This is a genomic window from Adlercreutzia sp. CNCM I-6215 (genome assembly GCF_977072315.1).
Map to the genome: position 1 here is coordinate 71,085 of NZ_CDRVMA010000014.1, position 18,611 is coordinate 89,695.

Here is an 18,611-nt window from a genome sequence, read left to right on the forward strand (position 1 = left end):
ATGGCTAAAATCGATCTGAGGGATACGCGCAACATCGGCATCATGGCCCACATCGATGCAGGCAAGACCACCACGACCGAGCGCATCCTCTACTACACGGGCAAAACTCATAAGATCGGCGAGGTGCACGACGGCGCTGCCACCATGGACTGGATGGTCCAGGAGCAGGAGCGCGGCGTGACCATCACCGCTGCCGCCACCACCTGCTTTTGGAAGTACCCCGGCGGCAAGTCCGACGGCAAGGAATACCGCTTCCAGATCATCGACACCCCCGGCCACGTGGACTTCACGGCCGAGGTGGAGCGCTCCCTGCGCGTGCTCGACGGCACCGTCGCCGTATTCGATGCCGTTGCCGGCGTGCAGCCGCAGTCCGAGACGGTGTGGCGCCAGGCCGAGCGTTACGGCGTGCCCCGCATCGCCTTCATCAACAAGTACGACCGCGTGGGTGCCGACTTCTTCCATGCCATCCAGACCATGCGCGACCGTCTGGATGCGAAGGCCGTGGCCGCCCAGATTCCCATGGGTGCCGAGGATAACTTCTGGGGCATCGTGGACCTTGTGACCATGACTGCCTGGGACTTCAAGGCCGACGACAAGGGCATGACCTACCCCGAGCCGATGGACGAGATCCCGGCCGAGTTCAAGGAAGATGCCGAGCTGTACCACCAGGAGCTGCTTGAGGCCGCCGCCGACTGCGACGACGAGCTGATGGAGAAGGTCCTCATGGAGGAGGAGATCTCCGTCGACGAGCTGAAGGCCGCCATCCGCAAGGGTGTTATCGCCTGCCAGATCAACCCCGTGTTCGTGGGCTCCGCCTACAAGAACAAGGGTGTGCAGGAGCTGCTGGACGCCGTGGTCGACTACATGCCCTCCCCGGTGGACATCCCGCCGATCAAGGGTACCAACCCCGACACCGGCGAGGAAGAGGAGCGTCCGGCCGATCCGAAGGCTCCGTTCGCTTCGTTGGCCTTCAAGATCATGACCGACCCCTATGTGGGCAAGCTCACCTACCTGCGTGTGTACTCCGGCCATCTGGACGCCGGCAGCTACGTGCTGAACGCCACGAAGGGCAAGAAAGAGCGCATCGGCCGTCTGCTGCAGATGCACTCCAACCAGCGCGTCGACATCGACGCCGTGTCCGCTGGCGACATCGTTGCTGTTGTGGGTCTGAAAGACACCTCCACCGGTGACTCCCTGTGCGCCGAGGACGCTCCCATCATACTGGAGTCCATGGAGTTCGCCGATCCGGTTATCGACATCGCCGTGGAGCCCAAGACCAAGGCCGAGCAGGACAAGATGGCCATCGCCCTGCAGAAGCTCGCCGAGGAGGACCCGACCTTCCGCGTGTCCACCAACCATGAGACTGGTCAGACCATCATCGCCGGCATGGGCGAGCTGCACCTCGAGATCATCGTCGATCGCCTGCTGCGTGAGTTCAAGGTCGAGGCGAACGTGGGCAAGCCGCAGGTAGCCTATCGCGAGCGTCCGGGCCACGAGGTCATGAACGCCGAGGGCAAGTTCGTTCGCCAGTCCGGCGGCCGCGGCCAGTACGGACACGCGGTCATCAACATGTACCCGCAGGAGGCTGGCAAGGGCTACGAGTTCGTCAACAAGATCGTCGGCGGCGTGGTGCCCAAGGAGTACATCCCCTCCATCGACAAGGGCATCCAGGAGGCGCTGAACTCCGGCGTTCTGGCCGGCTACCCGGTCGAGGACGTGAAGGTCGAGCTGATCGACGGTTCCTACCACGACGTGGACTCCTCCGAGGCCGCCTTCAAGGTGGCCGGTTCCATGGCCATCAAGGACGCCCTGCGCAAATCCAACCCGGTCATCCTGGAGCCCGTCATGGCTGTCGAGGTTGAGACGCCCGAGGAGTACACCGGCTTCGTCATGGGTGACATTCCCAGCCGTCGTGGTCTTATCCAGGGCCAGGAGCAGCGTGGAAACGCCGTCGTCATCGAGGCGAAGGTTCCGCTGGGCAACATGTTCGGCTACGCGACCGACCTGCGTTCCGGTACGCAGGGCCGCGCCGTGTACACCATGCAGATGGACTCCTACGAGCCCGTGCCCAAGTCCGTGCAGGACGAGATCATCAGCAAGGCCGGCGGCAACGCCTAAGGCGTCCTCAGAGAAACTTCTATTTGGAGGTAATGTAAGTGGCAAGTCAGAAGATTCGCATCCGCCTCAAGGGATACGATCATGAGATCGTGGATCAGTCCACGCGCCTCATCGTCGATACCGCCCAGAAGACGGGTGCCAAGGTTTCCGGTCCTATTCCGCTGCCGACGGAGCGCAACCTGTACTGCGTCATCCGTGGGCCCCATGTGAACAAGGACTCCCGCGAGCAGTTCGAGATGCGCACCCACAAGCGCCTGATCGACATCCTCGAGCCGACCCCCAACACGGTTGACTCCCTGATGCGTCTCGATCTCCCCGCTGGCGTTGACATCGAGATCAAGCTGTAAGGAGGTTTGGGCATGATTAACGCTATCTATGGCAAGAAGATCGGCATGACCCAGATCTTCGACGACCAGGACCGCATCGTCCCGGTCACCGTTATCCAGGCCGAGCCGAACACCGTGTGCCAGGTGAAGACCGTGGATACCGACGGCTACGAGGCCGTGCAGATGGGCTTCGGCTACATCAAGCCCCGTCGCGTGAACAAGCCCATGCAGGGCCACTTCGACGCCCAGGGCGCCGAGCCGAAGCGCTACCTGCGCGAGGTTCGCGTCGAGAACGCCGGCGAGTACAAGGTGGGCGACGAGCAGACCGTCGCGGCCTTCGCCGACGTGAAGAAGGTCGACGTGACCGGCACGTCCAAGGGCAAGGGCTTTGCCGGCGTCATGAAGCGCTACGGCTTTGCCGGCGGCCCGGGTGGCCACGGCGCGCACTTCCATCGCGCCCCCGGTTCCGTGGGCCAGTGCGCCACGCCGTCCCGCGTGTTCAAGGGCCTGCGCCTGCCTGGCCACATGGGCTGCGACACCGTCACCGTGAAGAACCTCGAGGTTGTTCGCATCGACGAGGAGCAGAACCTCATCCTGGTCAAGGGTGCGGTGCCCGGCGGCAAGAACGGCATCGTCCGCGTCCGCATGGCTTAATTGGAACGATCGGTAACAAGGAGTTACAGCAACTATGGCAACTATTGAGATTAAGGACGTGAAGGGCGCTGCCGCCGGCACGGTCGAGCTTTCCGACGCCGTGTTCGCCATCGAGCCGAACGTGCCTGTGATGCATCGCACCGTGAAGGCGCAGCAGGCATCCTGGCGCCAGGGCACCGCCAACACGCGCACCCGCGGCATGGTTCGCGGCGGCGGCAAGAAGCCGTGGCGTCAGAAGGGCACCGGCCGTGCCCGTCAGGGTACCATCCGCGCTCCCCAGTGGGTCGGCGGCGGTACCGTGTTCGGCCCCCACACCCGCAGCTACGACCAGAAGGTCAACAAGAAGGAGATCAAGCTGGCCATGCGCTCGGCTCTCTCCGGCAAGCTGGCCGACGGCGAGCTCTACATCGTGAAGGACATGGACTTCGAGAAGCCCTGCACCAAGGACGCCGTGGCGCTCATCAAGGCGCTGGGGCTGGAGGGTAAGCGCATCTGCGTGGTCATCGGCAACGAGGACATCGAGGCCTTCCTCTCCTTCCGCAACATCCCTGAGGTGAACATTCTGCCGGTGGGCGACATCAACACCTACGAGCTGGTCGACAACAAGGCCCTCGTTATCGCCGAGCCGTGCCTGGCCCGCATTGAGGAGGTGCTTGCATAATGGAGAAGGATCCCCGCGACGTCATCATCCGTCCCGTCATCACGGAGCACAGCTACGACGCTATGGAGAACAACGTCTACACCTTCGAGGTGGCCAAGGACGCCAACAAGGTTGAGATTCGCCAGGCCATCGAGGCTATCTTCAACGTGAAGGTGGTCAAGGTGAACACCCTGAACGTGAAGTCGAAGCCGAAGCGCGTCCGCTACCAGGAGGGTCGCACCCGCACCTGGAAGAAGGCCATGGTCACCCTGGCCGAGGGCGAGACCATCGAGATCTTCGCTTCCTAGCTTCAAGCGCTCATCGCGCTAAGGGTCGAAAGCCCGAGAAACCAAGGCCGGCTCCCGCAAAGGGGCCGGCCTTTTTGCTGCGAGCCGTAGCCCGAGGCGGGTTTTTGCCTTGTCGCTCGGTCGTCTCCGACATTTTTCCGTCTCTGGCTACGGGCGTATTGAGGACTAGGCTTTCTTGCGAAGCTGTGACCAGGCATTTTCTTGATAAGCTTAAAGTTATGCCTAGGTGACACAATAGCCAGAGGCGGGAAAATGTCGATCTGCGTTGAAGCGGAAGGCAAAAAGCGGCTTCGTGCTACGGGTTTGCATCCTTTGCCTATGGAAAAGGCCCGGAAGCGAGGGCTTCCGGGCCGAGGGGGAGGCGGGTGGCGCTGGGCGCGTCGAGCCCTTCAAGTTTCGGGCGACAGCGCGCTCTTTCTTAGGCGCAGGCCATCTGAACGAGGGTTTCCAGAGAGACGCCCTCGACCTCGGCGTTGGCGATGGCGCCGCCGCCGGCAACGTTGGTAGCGCAGGAGCAGGCCATCACGTAGGAGGTCGCTTCCTCCTCGCCGGCCAGCTCGTCTACGGTGGCCGTGAACGAGGTGTTGGGGCCCGCCACGGTGACGGCCGCGGCCTTGACGGCCTCGCAGCCGTAAGTGGGCAGCGACGCGCACAGCGTGGCGGCCGCCTTGCAGAAAACGCCGCTTATCTCGGCGTTGTAGGACACGGCGTCCTGCGTGTAGCTAAAGGTTCCCTCCACGGCGCGCGCAGGGGCCTCGGTGTCTGCGACATCTGCGGCAGCCAGGGTGGTCGCAGATGCCGGAGCAGCTGCCGCAGGCTCGATGGTAGCGGCCTGGGCCACGCCGGCGCCTCCGGAGATGAGGGCCACCGCGCTCATCACGCCGCCGATGGTCTTAACAGTCTGAGATTTCATGGAATGTCACCGTCCCTTTCTATTCCTCGACGTTCACGAACAGCGTGACGGGGTTGGGGATGTGGTTGCCTTCGGTGTCTATGGCGTCCAGCTTTACTTGATATTTACCCGGTGCCGACGGCGTCCACTCCAACGTGTAGTTGACCCACTGGTAGGGATCAAAGTTGGGCACCTCACTGGTCACCTTGTATTCCTGCCAAGTCTGGCCCAGATCGAAGCTAAAGCGAATGGTGTCCAGTTCGCCGACTATCTTGCTCCAAGAGGTGCAGGCACCTGTAAGAGCGACTTTCTCGCCCACCTTTGCGCTCAGGCCGTTGTTCTGGAACCACATGCCGTTCACGTTGATCTTCGGGGAAGGCGCCGTGGCGGCAGCGTAGGTCGGGCCATCCATGAATTGATCGGCCACCTTGAAATCGATGGTGCCGAGATGCTTCACCCATTGGGCGCCCGGCATACCGCAGGGCACCAGCACGAGCGGCGCGCCCTGATCCACGGTGAGGTTCTGACCGTAGTACTGGGTGACCACATAGCAGTCCTCATACATGAGGTCGAGCGCCATGTCCATGGGCGGGAAGGCTGCCCAGCCGTCGTTGCCTGAGGCGTTCATGGCATTGGTGCCTTCTACCAGGCCGCCGCACTGCTCCACGAGGTAGGACAGGGGCACGCCCTTCATGGGAATGTTCTCCATGAGTGCGCCGCCCTCGCCGTTAGTGGCGCAGTTCTGGAAGGCGGTGAACTCGGTCTGAGGCATGGCGCGGATCTCTTCTACCGTGAAAGTGCGCGGGTTGTTCACGCCCGTGATGGAAAGCGGGTTGCTGTCGGCCGACACAGCCTCCAAATCGATGGCATCGGGACCCCAGTTGTTGACGATGAACAGATCTTTTGCATCGGTGGCATCTTGGGCGAATGTCGCAGAGATGTTGGGCGATTTTTCCTGGGAGAATTCCGTGGGATAGCCGCCAGCGTATCCTCGGGACTCGACCCAGGCGCGGGTGGTCTCGTCGTCGGCGAGCCACGGGTAGCCGCCGAGCGCGGCCTGCTCGTAGAAGTCCTCCCATAGCATGAACTGGTACTCGCCGGCCTCGCCGTCGGAGTTCACGGCATGGCAGCTCCAACAGTTGCCGTTGGCGTCAACGAACTGCTGGTTGCCGTAGTGACTCGCGTGGATAGCATCGCCCAAGTACGGGCCGGTCAACGTCATATGGCCCTGATGGCATGGCTCGCAATCCTTGTAGGTGCCGTCCTTCTCGTAGCCAACGTAGCTGAGGATGTGGGTCAGGCCCTCCTTGTTCACCATTTTGTCGAACAGGTTCTCGTGACACGCATTGCAGCCGCGGTTGCCGGTGTTGAGCATATCGCGGTTGAAGTACGTGTCGGGGAACAAGCCTGCGGCCTTTTCGGTAAAATTCGGATAGACGCTGGCTGAAGTCGTTGTTTCTTCGGTCGCTTTGTCGTCCCCTTTCTGATCGGTGGTGGCACCCGTTGCGTTTGGCGCACAGCCCCACAGGGCTAGAGCCAAAGCGAGCACGGCGGCGACGACGGCTCCGGCCACGATGAGCCGAGACGTTGTCTTGCTTTCGGTTGTCCTCATGATTCCTCTCCTTCCATAATTGCTTCGGGATTTCCGTACCGTCCGTTGCGTGCAAGGCCCGGACGGCTAGGCCCACTATAAAAAGAGTCGTTGCAGGAAAAATCAGCAACGTTTATTGAGGTTGACTGGCCATCTCAACAACTCTTGTTGATTTCAGAGAAACGCCAGGTGATATGATTAAGTCGGCTAAGTAGTGCTCGCAAGGAGCCTAGAGATCGCAGGAGGATGGGTCGGCGGCGACGAGCCTTTGGCGCTTCGTGTTGCGCTGGAGATAGAGGATCAGTTGTGAGGGGCAGGGGGTTGAAGAACATGGAAGAAGACAGGAAGGCATCGGCCCGCGCGTTGCGAACGTTCGATGGGGCGCCGAAGGGCTATTGGTGGATCGTTGGGGCGCTTGTGGCTCTGGCGTCGGCGGCCATGCTGCTGCACGAATCGGGAAGCTGGATGCTCGACCTCGCGCCGCTGTGGGGCGCGCCGGTCAACATCCGCGCCTTCTCCTGCGACGCCCATTCGCTCGGGCTTGTCTTCGGCTACGTTGCGACGCAGATATGCGGACGAAGGTTCTCCCGCTTGGTCGGTGACGGTCTGTTCTGGCTCGTCTTCTTTATTGCGCAAGTGGGAAACATCCTTTTGTTCTATGGCTGTCTTACGGTGCTTGACGCGCCCTTCGTCGTTATTGTCGTGCAGTTTATCGGAGCCGCCTCGGGGGCATGGTTTTTCGTGGTCGCAAGTCAGGTGGCCTGCACGGTCGGTTCCACGCTGTTTATGGGCACTATCGTGGCGGTGGTGGCGCTGACCACCCTTATCGTCCAGGGCTTGTTCAGCATGCTTGAGGCTACTTCTTCGCTGCTGGTCTCAGAGCTTTTGCACGTGGGGCTGGTGGTTGCAGCGGGGCTGTGCCTCGTGAAGTCCATGGCTCCTGGCTCCTGTTTTCCGGAGAGCTACCGTCGCTCGTTCGCGCCCATTCGTGCCCGCGAGGACGGAGAGGGGGAGGCGCCAGAAGCATCGGGAGAGAGTGTCTCCGATGGGCTGGGGGCGAATGGCTCCGCGTCATCGCGCCGTCGGGTGCCTCTGTGCGTCCGGCTCTTCGTCATCGTCGGCTCCTACGGTATGGTGTTCGGCTTTCTCCATGTCATTCCGCTGGCGCTGCCTTTGGGCGTTGTGGCGCGGGTGGCGTCGTTTCTCGTGGGCGCCGCCATCGCACTCGCGCTCTTCGTCGCTACGCTCCGTCGCGGGCGAGCTGTGGACGTGTCGCTCATTTGGAACCGCTTCTACCGCTTCGTGTTCCCTGCGGTCTGTGTGGCGGCACTGCTCGGTCCGCTCACCAACAGCAGTGAGTTTCTGCCGGCTCTCATCATGCAGGCCTGCGCCCTTTATTATTTCGATGCATTGCTCGCCATGGCCTGCTCGGTTATCAGCCGGGCCATCAACGCCGCGCCTTCCCAGATATTTGGGCGGGCTTTTCTCATTCGATCCGTCGGCTTTCTGCTCGGCAACCTTGTGGGAATGGAGGTGCACGAAAACCTCGTTCTCGATACCGCGGCCTTCTCCGTCATCGGCACGGCGGTGTTCGTTCTGCTTGTGCTCGTCACCTTCAACATGAACTCGGAGAAGTACGCCAAGACGGTTTGGGGCCTTCTGCCCCACGAGGATCCGCGCGGCCGCTACGAGCGCACCCGCGATGAGCGCTGCGCGGCTCTGGCGGATCAGTTCGGCCTGACCGAGCGTGAGACCGAGGTGCTGCGCCTGCTCGCCCGCAACAAGCGCCCCCGCGAGATCAGTGATGTGCTGGTGGTGTCGGTGGCCACGGTGCGCTCGCACGTTCATGCCATTTACACGAAGACGGGCGTGCACTCGGCTGCCGAGCTGGCCAAGCTTGTAGAATGTCCCCAGGACAAAAGCTAGAGAAGGGGATTGCCGTGGAAAAGGAGCGTGCGGAAGGCCTGGCGGCTCATGCGGAGGAGGCCGTGGAAGGCGCGACGGCTCGGGTTGCTGCCGAGGGAGGCGACGGTGCTGCGGTCGTCGGCGAGCCGGAGAAGTGCAACACCGTCACGTTCGTGGGAGCTGACGGGATGGAGCAGAGCTTCCCGCTGGATTTCCTGCTGGAACGCGGCGCCATCGTAGCCAATCGCGTGAACGGCGAGGACATCATGAGCGTCATGGGCGCTACCAATCAGCTGTGGGTGCCGGGGCTACCGGCCAAGTACTTCGTGCGCGACATCCGCGAGATCCGTTTCACCAATGAGGAGGTGCCCCCGGTCATCGGGCCGTTCGTCGACGACGGCCACGACTACACCAACCGCCCCAACGTGGCGGCGAAGGCCGAGTACGTGGGGCGCGTGGGCGAGCCCATGGAATTCACCGGCTGGGCCCACGACTTCGACAAGCGCATCATCGCGGTGGAGTTCTCGCTCGACAACGGCGCGCACTGGACCCGCTACGATCTGGAGGGCACAACGGCCGAGCGCTGGGTGTCGTGGACCTTCGCCTACACGCCTGAGGCCCCCGGCGCCTATCAGATGAAGGTGCGCTCCGTGAACGAGGACGGCGACGCGTCCCCTATCGCCGCCGTGCACACCTTCGAGGTGTTGTAAGACGCGAGCTGCGTTGATCTATGCTAACGAGGGGTATCTCTCGATGACGCGACTCGATCTTTCTGCAGGGCCGCAATAGGGCCGTAATATCCGCGCAGCGCGCAAACGGGCCCCGGAAGGGGGAGGCTTCCGGGGCCCGTAGGGGAGGGGTAAGGAAAGGTTTGGTGTGAGGCGCTCTAGGCGCAGGCCATCTGCACAAGGGTCTCCAGCGAGACGCCCTCGACCTCGGCGTTGGCGATGGCGCCGCCGCCGGCGACGTTGGTGGCGCAGGAGCAGGCCATCACGTAGGAGGCCGCCCCCTCCTCGCCGGCCAGCTCGTCCGCGGTGGCCGTGAACGAGGCGCCGGGGCCCGCCACGGTGATGGCCGCGGCCTTGGCGGTCTCGCAGCCGTAGGTGGGCAGCGACGCGCACAGCGTGGCCGCCGCCTTGCAGAACACCCCGCTGATCTCGGCGTTGGCGGTCACGGCGTCCTGATCGTAGCTGAAGGAGCCCTCCACGGTGCGTGCGCCGGGGGCCTCGGGGGCCGCGGAGTCCGAGGCAGCCGTGACGACCGGCATGGCCGGCGCGGGCGCGGCCGAATCTACCGTGGCGGCCTGGGCCACGCCGGCGCCCCCGGAGATGAGGGCCACGGCGCTCATCACGCCGCCGAGTGTCTTAATCGTTTGGGATTTCATGAACGTCACCGTCCCTTTCTTACTCGGAAACATGGACGAACAGAGGCACGGAGAAGGGCATCTCGTTGCCAAGGTCGTCCGTGGCTGCCATCTTGACCAAGTAGGTACCGGCCTTTGCGGGCGTCCAGTCCATGGAGAAGTTGACCCATTGGTAGGGATCGAAATCGGGCACTTCCTTGTCCACGTCGTACTCGACCCAGGAGGTTCCCATGTCGAAGCTGAACTTGATCGTATCCAGGTTGCCCCACATGCGGTTCCAGCTGTACATGGCACCCGTGAGATTCACCGGCTCGCCAACTTTGGCCTCGACGCCGTGCTCCTGGAACCACATGCCGTTGATGGCGTAGTTGGGGGTGGGCTCGTCCGATGCGCCCATGAGTGCGGCCGTGAACGGCTCGTCATCGTGCATGAAGTCGATTTGCTCGACGTGCTTGACCTGCCATGCGCCGATATTGCCAAGGGAGATGAGTACCATGGGGGCGCCGTCGTCTTTGGAGAGCTCCTCGCCGTAGTACTTGAGGGCGATGTAAGCATCTTTGGAATAGGTGCTGGCCTCTACGGGCATTGCGAAGGACTTCCAGCCGTCGGAGGCGGTGGCCACAACGGCGTTGCTGTCGTCGAGAAGGCCGCCGCACTGTTCGATGAGGTATTCCATGGAAACACCCGACATGGGGATGTTCGACACGAGCGAGCCGCCGCGTCCGTTGGTGCCGCAGGCCAAGGCCATGGAGAACTCGGTCTGGGGCATGGCGAGCAGCTCTTCTTTCGTCCACGTCTTCGGATTCTTCACGCCGGTGATCGTCAAGGTATTGTCCTCGCTGCACACTTCGTTGAAGTCGAAGGGCTCGCCGTTCTTCTCGGTCACTTCCTCGCCCCAGTTGTTCACGATGAAGACATCCTCATGATCGGTGACGTCTTGGGCGAAGCTGACGGATATGGTGGGGTTCTGCTCGGTGTCCATGCGATTGTTGAATCCTATGGCATCGCTGGAATCCTTGCCACGAACGCTCAGCCAGTAGCGGGTGGTCTCGTCGTTGGCGATGTTGGGGTAGCCGCCCAGCGCCGGGCTGTCGTAGAAGTCGTCCCAGAGCATGAACTGGTAGTCGCCTTGGGAGCCGGCGGAATCCATGGCGTGGCAGCTCCAGCAGTTGCCGTTGGCCTCGACAAACTGCTCGCTGCCGTAATGGGCGGCATGCAGCAAGTCGCCGAGGTAGGGCCCGGTGAGCGTCGTGTGACCGCGATGGCATGGCTCGCAGTCCTGGTAGGTGAGCGCCTTGTCGTAGCCCACGTGGGTCAGGATGTGGTTGTAGCCCTCCTTCGTGTTCATGATGTCCCACAGATCCTCGTGGCACGAGTTGCATCCGCGGTTGCCGGCGTTCAGAAGCTCGGTAGTCTGATAGGTGTCGTTGAAGAGCCCCGAGCTCTTCTCGGTAAAGTCGGGGTACAATCCGACTACTGCCTCCTCGCTCGCCGCTGCTTCTTCGGCGCCTCCTGTGCTGCTGAGCTCGGCATGGGGCGCGCAGCCCCAAAGGGCCAGGGCGAGGCCGATGACGGCCGCCATGACGCCGAGGGCTGCGAGCAGGTGCCTGCGTCGCTGGTTTGCTGTCGTGTCCATCCTCTTCTCCTTCCTTGTTAGGAACCAACTCTGTCCGCCTTCGCCTGGCTGCTTGGTGGCGCAGCTGCGGGAGGCGGTGCTTAAAAGTCTAGGGAGAGGGCGCCCTCGCCGTGATCGCCAAAGAATGCGGAGATGGCAAAATCTCCTCCTCAATTTTTGAGGATATCGAGAAAAGCCTGATGAGAGCCTATGCCTGAGCCGTATTTTCGCTGGGGTTGTGTGGTAGTCTCCTCTTGTGCGATAGGGCTCGAATGCGCTGGTGACGAGGAGGGCGAGGGTTGTGGAAGCTTTGTTGGGAAAGGCGGAAGAGCGCAAGAGCGGGAAATCGTCAGCGTCGCGCCCCAAGGGCTATTGGGCCGCCTTCGGCGCTTGTGTCCTGCTCGTCTCGTCGGCCCAGCTGCTGCACGAGTCGGCGAGCTGGTCTCTGGACTACGGCACGGTGCTCGGGACGTTCATCAATCTGCGCGCCCAGTCATGCAACGCCCACGCCGTCGGACTCATCTTGGGCTACGCTTTGGCTCAGATGCGCCCCGACCGACTGAGGGCTATCGCTCTGAACGACCGCTTCTGGGTGTTTTTCTTCGCGCTGCAGACGGCCAATGTCATGGCGTTCTATTGGTCGGTGGGGACCTCCAATGTGATGACTATGATAATTGTGCAGGTGGCGGGGGCTGCTTCGGGTGCCTTCTTCTTCGCGCTGAGCTGTCAGGCGACTGCCGGAGTGGGCGCGCGAGTGTTCCTCGCGACCGTCGTAGCGCTTGTGGCTCTTACTACGCTCACGGTCCAAGGACTGTTCAGCATCTTGGAGGCCGGTGCCCCGGCTTTGGTTTCCGAAATACTCCATATGGCGCTTGTTGCCGGATCTGCCGCCTGTTTTGTTCGGGCTATGGGGGCGGGTGCCTGCTTGCGAGTGCAATTCGAACGCGAGCCCTATGCTCCGATGGGAGCGCCGCGACGCAGGGGGAAATCGCAGGGTCGTCATCGTGGAGCGCCCTCTTTCGCCCTGTTCCTCATCATAGGCGCCTACGGGGCAGTGTTCGGATTCCTCCACGTGGTACCTCTAGCTCTGTCCCTAGATGTCTCGAGCCGTGTCACGGCGTTCCTCTTCGGTGCGGTAGCGGCCCTCGGGCTGTTCTCGGCGACGCTTCGGCAAAGTGACGGCACTGATGTGGTGCGTCTCTGGAACCGTTTCTATCAATACGTTTTCCCCATCGTCACGGTGGCGGCTCTCCTCGGTCCTCTTACCATGGACACGGAGTTTCTTCCGCTTCTCATTTTGCAGGCGTGCGCCCTGTACTATTTCGATGTTCTGCTCGCCGTTGCGAGCTATACCATTGCTCGTGTCATCAAAGCCTCTCCGACGCAAGTGTTCGCCCGCGCGTTTCTCGTCAAGTCAGCGGGATTCTTTCTGGGGTGCTTAGTGGGATTCGGTGTGCATGAGAGCGTCGTTCTCGACGAGACCGCTTTCAGCGTCATCGGTGCTGCCATCTTCGTGATACTGTCCCTGGTCACTTTCCACACCAATTCGGAGAAGTTTGCCAAAACGGTTTGGGGCCTTCTTCCTCACGAGGACGCCCATGGAAAGTTGGCGAGCCGGCGGGCGGAGTGCTGCCGCCGTCTGGCCCGATCTTCTGGCTTGACCGACCGTGAGGCGGAGATACTCGAGTACCTAGTCGCAGGAAAGAGGCCGAAGGAAATCAGTGAAATGTTGGTGGTGTCCATCACCACGGTGCGGTCTCATGTGCGAGCTATTTACGCGAAGACCGGGGTTCACTCCCATGGCGAGTTGATGCACCTTCTGGACGAAAAGTAGGTGTGGAGGGTATTTGCGGGGGTGCCCTCTTGGTTCCTTATCGTGTATCTTAAGGATCGAGAGAAAAGCGCCCGCGAGGGGCGCCGGGTGCTGGGAGGAATCATGGCCTTCGTGGAATTTGCCGACGTGAGCAAGATCTACCAGATGGGCGAGGTGGAAGTGGCCGCCGTGCGCGACATGAGCTTCACCATTGAGCAGGGCGAGTTCGTGGTCATCGTGGGGCCTTCCGGGGCTGGCAAGACGACGCTTCTGAACATGCTCGGCGGCATGGACTCGGCCACCTCCGGCACCATCATGCTGGATGGCGCCCGTGTGAGCTCGTTCAGCCGCAAGCAGCTCACGCAGTACCGCCGCCACGACATTGGCTTCGTCTTCCAGTTCTACAATCTCGTGCAGAACCTGACGGCCCGCGAGAACGTGGAGCTGGCGAGCCAGATCTGCCGCGACCCGCTTGACGCCGACGAGGTGCTGGCGGCCGTGGGCCTGGCCGACCGGGTGCGCAACTTCCCCGGACAGCTGTCCGGCGGCGAGCAGCAGCGCGTGGCCATCGCCCGCGCCCTGGCGAAGAACCCCAAGCTCCTTCTATGCGACGAGCCCACCGGCGCTTTGGACTACGAGACGGGCAAGGCCATCCTGAAGCTTCTGCAGGACACCTGCCGCGATACAGGGCGCACGGTCGTCGTCGTCACCCACAACAGCGCGTTCACCGCCATCGCCGATAGGGTCATCCACGTGCGCGAGGGCTCCGTGGCCGCGGTGGAACTGAACGAGGCGCCCCTGTCCGCCGACGTGCTGGAGTGGTAGCGTGAAGGCGTTCAACAAAGATATTGTCCGCTCCATCCGCCACTCGCTCGGGCGCTTTGTCGCCATTGCCGCCATCGTGGCGCTGGGCTGCGGCTTCTACGCCGGGCTGCGCATGACGGCGCCGGACATGAAGCTGGCGGCCGATGCCTACTACGACGGCACCGATCTCATGGATATCCGCGTCGTCTCTACCCTGGGGCTCACGGATGAGGACATCGAGGCCCTGCGCGATGTGCCCGGCGTCTCGGGCGTGGAGGCGGCCTATTCCGCCGATGTGCTGGCCACCCTGAACGACGAGCAGTACGTGATGCGCGTGCACTCGCTGTCGCCTTCGGCGGCGACGGCGGTGAAGACGGACGCGGGCGCCATCTCCTCCGATGACGCGAATTATCTCAACCGGCTCGATCTGGTGGAAGGCCGTTGGCCCACCTCGGCCAACGAGTGCGTCATCTTCAACGACCGCGTTATGAGCGGCCCCTCCTCGTTGGGGGACACGGTGACGGTTGATCCGTCGGTGGGCAACGTGCAGGACACGCTGGCGGAAACCGAGTTCACCGTGGTGGGACGCGTGCACTCGCCGCTCTACGTCAGCTCGACGTCCATGGGCACCTCCACCATCGGCTCGGGCACCATCGAGCAGTTCATGTACGTGCTGCCGGAGGCCTTCGATGCGGACATGCCCTACGTGGAGGCCTACGTCTCCGTGGAAGGGGCGGCAGAGCTTCCCGCCGACAGCGATGCCTACGACGATCGCGTGGCCGGCGTTGTGGCCGCCATCGAGGGCATCGCGCCGGCTCGGGAGCAGGCCCGGGTGGATGGCCTGAAGGCCGAGGCCCAGGCCGATCTGGATGAGGCGCGAGCGGAATACGAAAAAGAGGAGGCCCGCGCGAAGACCGAGCTCGCCGATGCCCGCGCCGAGTTGGATGCGGCCAAGGAGGAGCTGGACGAGGGCCAGCGCAAGCTGGATGCAGCCGCTTCCACGCTTTCTGCGAGCGAGAAGAAGATCAAGGACGGCGAGAAGGAGTACGCCCAGGGCACGGCATCGCTTTCCAAGCGCAAGGCCGACGCCGAGGCGCAGTTCGCCGAGGCCGAGCAGCAGATCGCTGCCAACGAGGCGAACCTCGCCGAGGCCAACGCGGCGCTCCCGACGCTGCAGGACGCTCTGGCCCAGGCCGAGGCCGCCCTGCAGGTGCCGAACCTTCCCGCCGACCAGCGCACCGAGTTGGAGGCGACCCGCGCCGACCTGGAGCAGAAGATCGCCGACATTGCGGCTGCGGCGACGGCCTTGGAGGAGGCGAAGACGCAGCTGGCGCAAGAGCGCGCCTCCGCCGACGCGCAGATCGCCGCGGCTCAGGCTCAGCTCGATCAGGCCAAGACGAGCGTCGAGGAGGGCAAAAAGCAGCTGGAGGAGGGCAAGGCGGAATACGAACAGGCCAAAGCCGACTTGGAGGCGGGTCGGGCCGAGTACGAGCAGGGCGTGGCCGACTACGACGCCGCCGCGGCCGAGGCCAACGAGGAGCTGGACAAAGCGGAGCAGGAACTCGCCGACGCCCAGAAGGAGATCGACGACATCGAGCCGCCGGATTGGCTCGTCATGGACCGCACGAAGAACTTCGGCGTGGTGAGCTTCGCCTCCGATGCCGATCGCATCGACGCCATCGCGTCGTTCTTCCCCTTCATCTTCTTCCTCGTGGCGGCGCTCGTGGCCCTTACCACCATGACCCGCATGGTGGAGGAGGAGCGCATGCTCATCGGCACCTTCAAGGCGCTCGGCTACTCGCGGGCGCGCATCACGTCGAAGTACCTCATCTACGCCGCCCTGGCCGCAGGGCTCGGCAGCGTTCTCGGCATCGCGGTGCTCTCCCAGGTGCTGCCCTGGGTCATCATGGAGGCCTACTCCATCGTCTACTACGTGCCCCGCGCCGCCATGCCCATCGACTGGCCCATCGCGCTCGCCGCGGCCGGACTCGGCATCGGCATCACGCTCTTGGCCACCTGGGCTGCCGCCGCGGCCACCCTGCGCGAGACTCCGGCCGCCCTCATGCAGCCGCCGGCGCCCAAGGCCGGCAAGCGCATTCTGCTGGAGCGCGTCGGGCCCCTGTGGCGCCGCCTCTCGTTCTCGTGGAAGGTGACGTTCCGCAACATCTTCCGCTACAAGCGCCGTCTCGTCATGACGTGCGTGGGCATCGCCGGCTGCACGGCGCTTCTGCTGACGGGCCTGGGGCTGCAGAATTCCATCAACGACATCATCGACGTGCAGTACGGCGAGCTGGTGGACTACAACGTCGTCATCTCCGAGAAGGACGACGCTGCAGACGACGAGCGCGAGGCTGCCGCCGCCCTTCTGGGCGACGCCGAGAAGCTGCCCGTGGCCGTCCGTGCCACCGAGACCTCCATGATCGCCCAGGGCGCCGATGGCACCGAGGCCATGACCACCATTGTGGCGCCGTCCGACCCCGAGGCGTTCAAGGAGCTGTGGCACTTCCGCACCCGCGAGGGCCACGATGAGGTGGGGCTGACCGATGCCGGCGCCATCGTCACCGAGAAGCTGGCGACCAAGCTGGGACTTTCGGTGGGCGACGCCATCGTGTTCGCCGAGCAGGACGATTTGGGCAACGCCACGGCGACGACCTATTCCGTGCCCGTGATGGGCATCATCGAGAACTATATCGGTGATTATGCCTTCATGACGCCGGAGACCTACGCGCGCACCTTCGGGGAAGAGCCGGACAACCTCACGGTGTACGCCCGGGCCACCACCGACGAGGGGGAGCGCTCTGCGCTCTCCGAGGCCCTGCGCGCTACGAGGGCGGTGGACACCGTGGCCTTCAACGACGAGGTCATCGACTCTTACAAGCAGATGCTGCGCTCGGTGAACATGGTCGTGGTGGTGCTTGTGGTGGCGGCGGCCGCGCTCGCGTTCATCGTGCTGTACAACCTGACGAACATCAACATCACCGAGCGGGCCCGGGAAATCGCCACGTTGAAGGTACTCGGCTTCACGCCCCGCGAGGTGAACGCCTACATCTTCCGCGAGATCGTGCTTCTGGCTATGCTGGGCGCGCTTGTGGGCCTGGGCCTCGGCGTGGTGCTGGAGGGCTTCGTCGTGGTGACGGCGGAGGTGGATCAGGTCATGTTCGGGCGCACCATTCACTGGGATAGCTTCGTCATCGCCTTCGTTCTCACCATGGTGTTCACCGCCGTCGTCATGCTCGTCATGCGCCCCAAGCTCGCCCATATCGACATGGTGGAGAGTCTGAAGTCCAACGAGTAGCTCTTTTGCCGCAAAAACCATGCATTTGTACGGTTTTTGTGCGTGAAACGGGGGTGCGGACGTTTTTTCGTACCTCCTAGACGGCGTAGCCGAGCGACGCGCGGTACTCGTCGGGGCTCAGCCACCCCAGGGACCTCTTGATCCTGCCCGAGCAATAGTAGCGCAGGTAGGCGTCGAGCCGGCGGCCGAACTCGGCCACGGGCACGCCCTCCCAGTCCCTGCAGTGGAAGAACTCGTTCTTCAGGCGCCCGAAGAACCCCTCGCAGGCGGCGTTGTCGGGGCTGCAGCCCTTGGCGGACATGGAGCGGACCAGGCCGGCCCCCTCGCACAGCGCGACCCAGCCGGGCCAGCGGTAGTGGCCGCCCCGGTCGCTGTGCACCACGGTGCGGGCGCCCGCGCGCCTGGCGGCGACCGCGTCCGCGAGCGAGCCGTTGGCCAGGGCCGCCGTGGGCGACGGCCCGATCCTCCACCCGGCCGGCCTGCCGTCGAAGCAGTCCACGACGGCGCTCAGGTACGCCTTGCCGGCCGGGATGCGGAACTCGGTGATGTCGGTGACCAGGACCTCGCCGGGGGCGGCGGCCGAGAAGTCGCGGGCCACGAGGTTGGGAGGGGCGGCCGACACCTCGCCGGCGTAGGAGCTCCAGCGCCTGCGGCGGCGGTTGTAGACGACCTCGAGGCCCTCCTCCCGCATCAGGCGGCGCACCACCTTCTCCGAGACCCGCTAACACCCTCGCGGCGCAGGCGCGCCCACACGGTGCGGTAGCCCCAGTTGCGCGAGCCCTCCTCGAACAGCTCCCGCACCCGCGCCCTGAGCGCGGCGTACTTGTCGGGGCGGCCCAGCCGCGCCCGCCGGTACTCATAGGAGCTCGAGATCCTCAAGAAAGCGGTGATCTCGCGGAGGGGCAGGCCTGTCGCCGCGCGCAATCTCTCGCCCAGCTCGCACTTTCTCCTGTTCGACATCGAACCCGGGTGCGAGCCTGCCCCTTTTAGGTCGTCCAACACCGCCCTGAGCAGCTGGTTCTCGGTCATGGCGGCCTCGTAGGCCGCCCTCTCCGCCTCGTTCAACGGCTCCTCCTTCGCGTCCGGAGGGGCCATCCTAGCACGCCGGCGTGGAGGCCGGGCGGAGGGGGCGCGCCTCCCGTGCGGGAGCCGCCCCCGGGCCCAGTACCCCACCGTGCCGCGGCTGGCTGTTAGCGCTACCGTAATAATCGCCGATTGGGCCCCCGCTTCCCGCCAATCGCGCCACCGCACAGGCGCCGATCGCGCTACCGGACTTTGGCCGGCGGC

Annotated in this window: 16 protein-coding genes; 10 read left to right on the forward strand and 6 right to left on the reverse strand. The window is 63.6% G+C overall.

What is annotated here, in order from left to right:
- From fusA to rplW, 5 genes are read left to right on the forward strand one after another with little or no spacing between them, the layout of a single operon-like run.
- Nucleotides 1-2,118 (forward strand): elongation factor G, encoded by a 2,118-nt coding sequence (gene fusA, locus ACW4LP_RS10645; RefSeq protein WP_302222597.1) that lies wholly within the window; start codon nt 1-3, stop codon nt 2,116-2,118.
- Between the two features lie 38 nt (nt 2,119-2,156).
- Entirely contained in the window at nt 2,157-2,465 is a 309-nt protein-coding gene (gene rpsJ / locus ACW4LP_RS10650; protein ID WP_016309237.1) for a 30S ribosomal protein S10, read from the forward strand.
- A gap of 12 nt (nt 2,466-2,477) precedes the next feature.
- Complete coding sequence (rplC, locus tag ACW4LP_RS10655; RefSeq protein WP_022740350.1) at nt 2,478-3,098, forward strand: 50S ribosomal protein L3; 621 nt, start codon at nt 2,478-2,480, stop codon at nt 3,096-3,098.
- 34 nt (nt 3,099-3,132) lie between these two features.
- Nucleotides 3,133-3,759 (forward strand): 50S ribosomal protein L4, encoded by a 627-nt coding sequence (gene rplD, locus ACW4LP_RS10660; protein WP_022740349.1) that lies wholly within the window; start codon nt 3,133-3,135, stop codon nt 3,757-3,759.
- On the forward strand, nt 3,759-4,046 hold the full coding sequence (rplW, locus tag ACW4LP_RS10665) for a 50S ribosomal protein L23 (RefSeq protein WP_022740348.1): 288 nt from the start codon (nt 3,759-3,761) through the stop codon (nt 4,044-4,046). The genes rplD and rplW overlap by 1 nt, the downstream gene beginning before the upstream one ends.
- Nucleotides 4,047-4,464: 418 nt before the next feature.
- Here the strand turns inward: rplW and ACW4LP_RS10670 are convergent, their stop codons facing one another.
- Together ACW4LP_RS10670 and ACW4LP_RS10675 are read right to left on the reverse strand one after the other, a co-directional pair.
- Nucleotides 4,465-4,959: a hypothetical protein gene (locus tag ACW4LP_RS10670; protein ID WP_455803802.1), complete on the reverse strand. Its 495-nt coding sequence runs from the start codon at nt 4,957-4,959 to the stop codon at nt 4,465-4,467.
- A gap of 19 nt (nt 4,960-4,978) precedes the next feature.
- Nucleotides 4,979-6,550, reverse strand: a complete 1,572-nt coding sequence (locus ACW4LP_RS10675) for a molybdopterin-dependent oxidoreductase (protein WP_302222599.1) — start codon at nt 6,548-6,550, stop codon at nt 4,979-4,981.
- Between the two features lie 309 nt (nt 6,551-6,859).
- Here ACW4LP_RS10675 and ACW4LP_RS10680 point away from each other — a divergent pair, with 309 nt between their 5' ends.
- Together ACW4LP_RS10680 and ACW4LP_RS10685 are read left to right on the forward strand one after the other, a co-directional pair.
- Nucleotides 6,860-8,455 (forward strand): response regulator transcription factor, encoded by a 1,596-nt coding sequence (locus ACW4LP_RS10680; protein WP_302222601.1) that lies wholly within the window; start codon nt 6,860-6,862, stop codon nt 8,453-8,455.
- Between the two features lie 14 nt (nt 8,456-8,469).
- Entirely contained in the window at nt 8,470-9,144 is a 675-nt protein-coding gene (locus ACW4LP_RS10685; RefSeq protein WP_302222603.1) for a molybdopterin-dependent oxidoreductase, read from the forward strand.
- Nucleotides 9,145-9,320: 176 nt separating this feature from the next.
- On the opposite strand, the gene ACW4LP_RS10690 is transcribed toward ACW4LP_RS10685, so the two are convergent.
- Both ACW4LP_RS10690 and ACW4LP_RS10695 read right to left on the reverse strand, forming a co-directional pair.
- Nucleotides 9,321-9,818 (reverse strand): molybdopterin-binding protein, encoded by a 498-nt coding sequence (locus ACW4LP_RS10690; RefSeq protein ID WP_147272703.1) that lies wholly within the window; start codon nt 9,816-9,818, stop codon nt 9,321-9,323.
- Nucleotides 9,819-9,837: 19 nt separating this feature from the next.
- Nucleotides 9,838-11,433 carry a molybdopterin-dependent oxidoreductase gene (locus ACW4LP_RS10695; protein WP_022740342.1) on the reverse strand — a complete coding sequence of 532 codons (1,596 nt, stop codon included), beginning with the start codon at nt 11,431-11,433 and terminating at the stop codon, nt 9,838-9,840.
- 280 nt (nt 11,434-11,713) lie between these two features.
- Between ACW4LP_RS10695 and ACW4LP_RS10700 the strand changes: the two genes are divergently transcribed.
- The 3 genes from ACW4LP_RS10700 to ACW4LP_RS10710 all read left to right on the forward strand — a co-directional run bounded on the left by ACW4LP_RS10700 (nt 11,714) and on the right by ACW4LP_RS10710 (nt 17,324).
- On the forward strand, nt 11,714-13,246 hold the full coding sequence (locus tag ACW4LP_RS10700; RefSeq protein WP_455803803.1) for a response regulator transcription factor: 1,533 nt from the start codon (nt 11,714-11,716) through the stop codon (nt 13,244-13,246).
- Between the two features lie 102 nt (nt 13,247-13,348).
- Entirely contained in the window at nt 13,349-14,050 is a 702-nt protein-coding gene (locus ACW4LP_RS10705) for an ABC transporter ATP-binding protein (RefSeq protein ID WP_114548606.1), read from the forward strand.
- Between the two features lies 1 nt (nt 14,051).
- The gene (locus ACW4LP_RS10710) at nt 14,052-17,324 is read left to right on the forward strand and encodes an FtsX-like permease family protein (RefSeq protein WP_455803804.1); all 3,273 of its coding nucleotides are present in this window, start codon (nt 14,052-14,054) and stop codon (nt 17,322-17,324) included.
- Between the two features lie 76 nt (nt 17,325-17,400).
- Here the strand turns inward: ACW4LP_RS10710 and ACW4LP_RS10715 are convergent, their stop codons facing one another.
- Nucleotides 17,401-18,015 carry an IS3 family transposase gene (locus ACW4LP_RS10715; RefSeq protein WP_455803805.1) on the reverse strand — a complete coding sequence of 205 codons (615 nt, stop codon included), beginning with the start codon at nt 18,013-18,015 and terminating at the stop codon, nt 17,401-17,403.
- Entirely contained in the window at nt 18,015-18,389 is a 375-nt protein-coding gene (locus ACW4LP_RS10720) for an IS3 family transposase (protein WP_173112325.1), read from the reverse strand. Before ACW4LP_RS10720 ends, ACW4LP_RS10715 begins: the two co-directional genes overlap by 1 nt.
- Between the last annotated feature and the right edge of the window lie 222 nt (nt 18,390-18,611).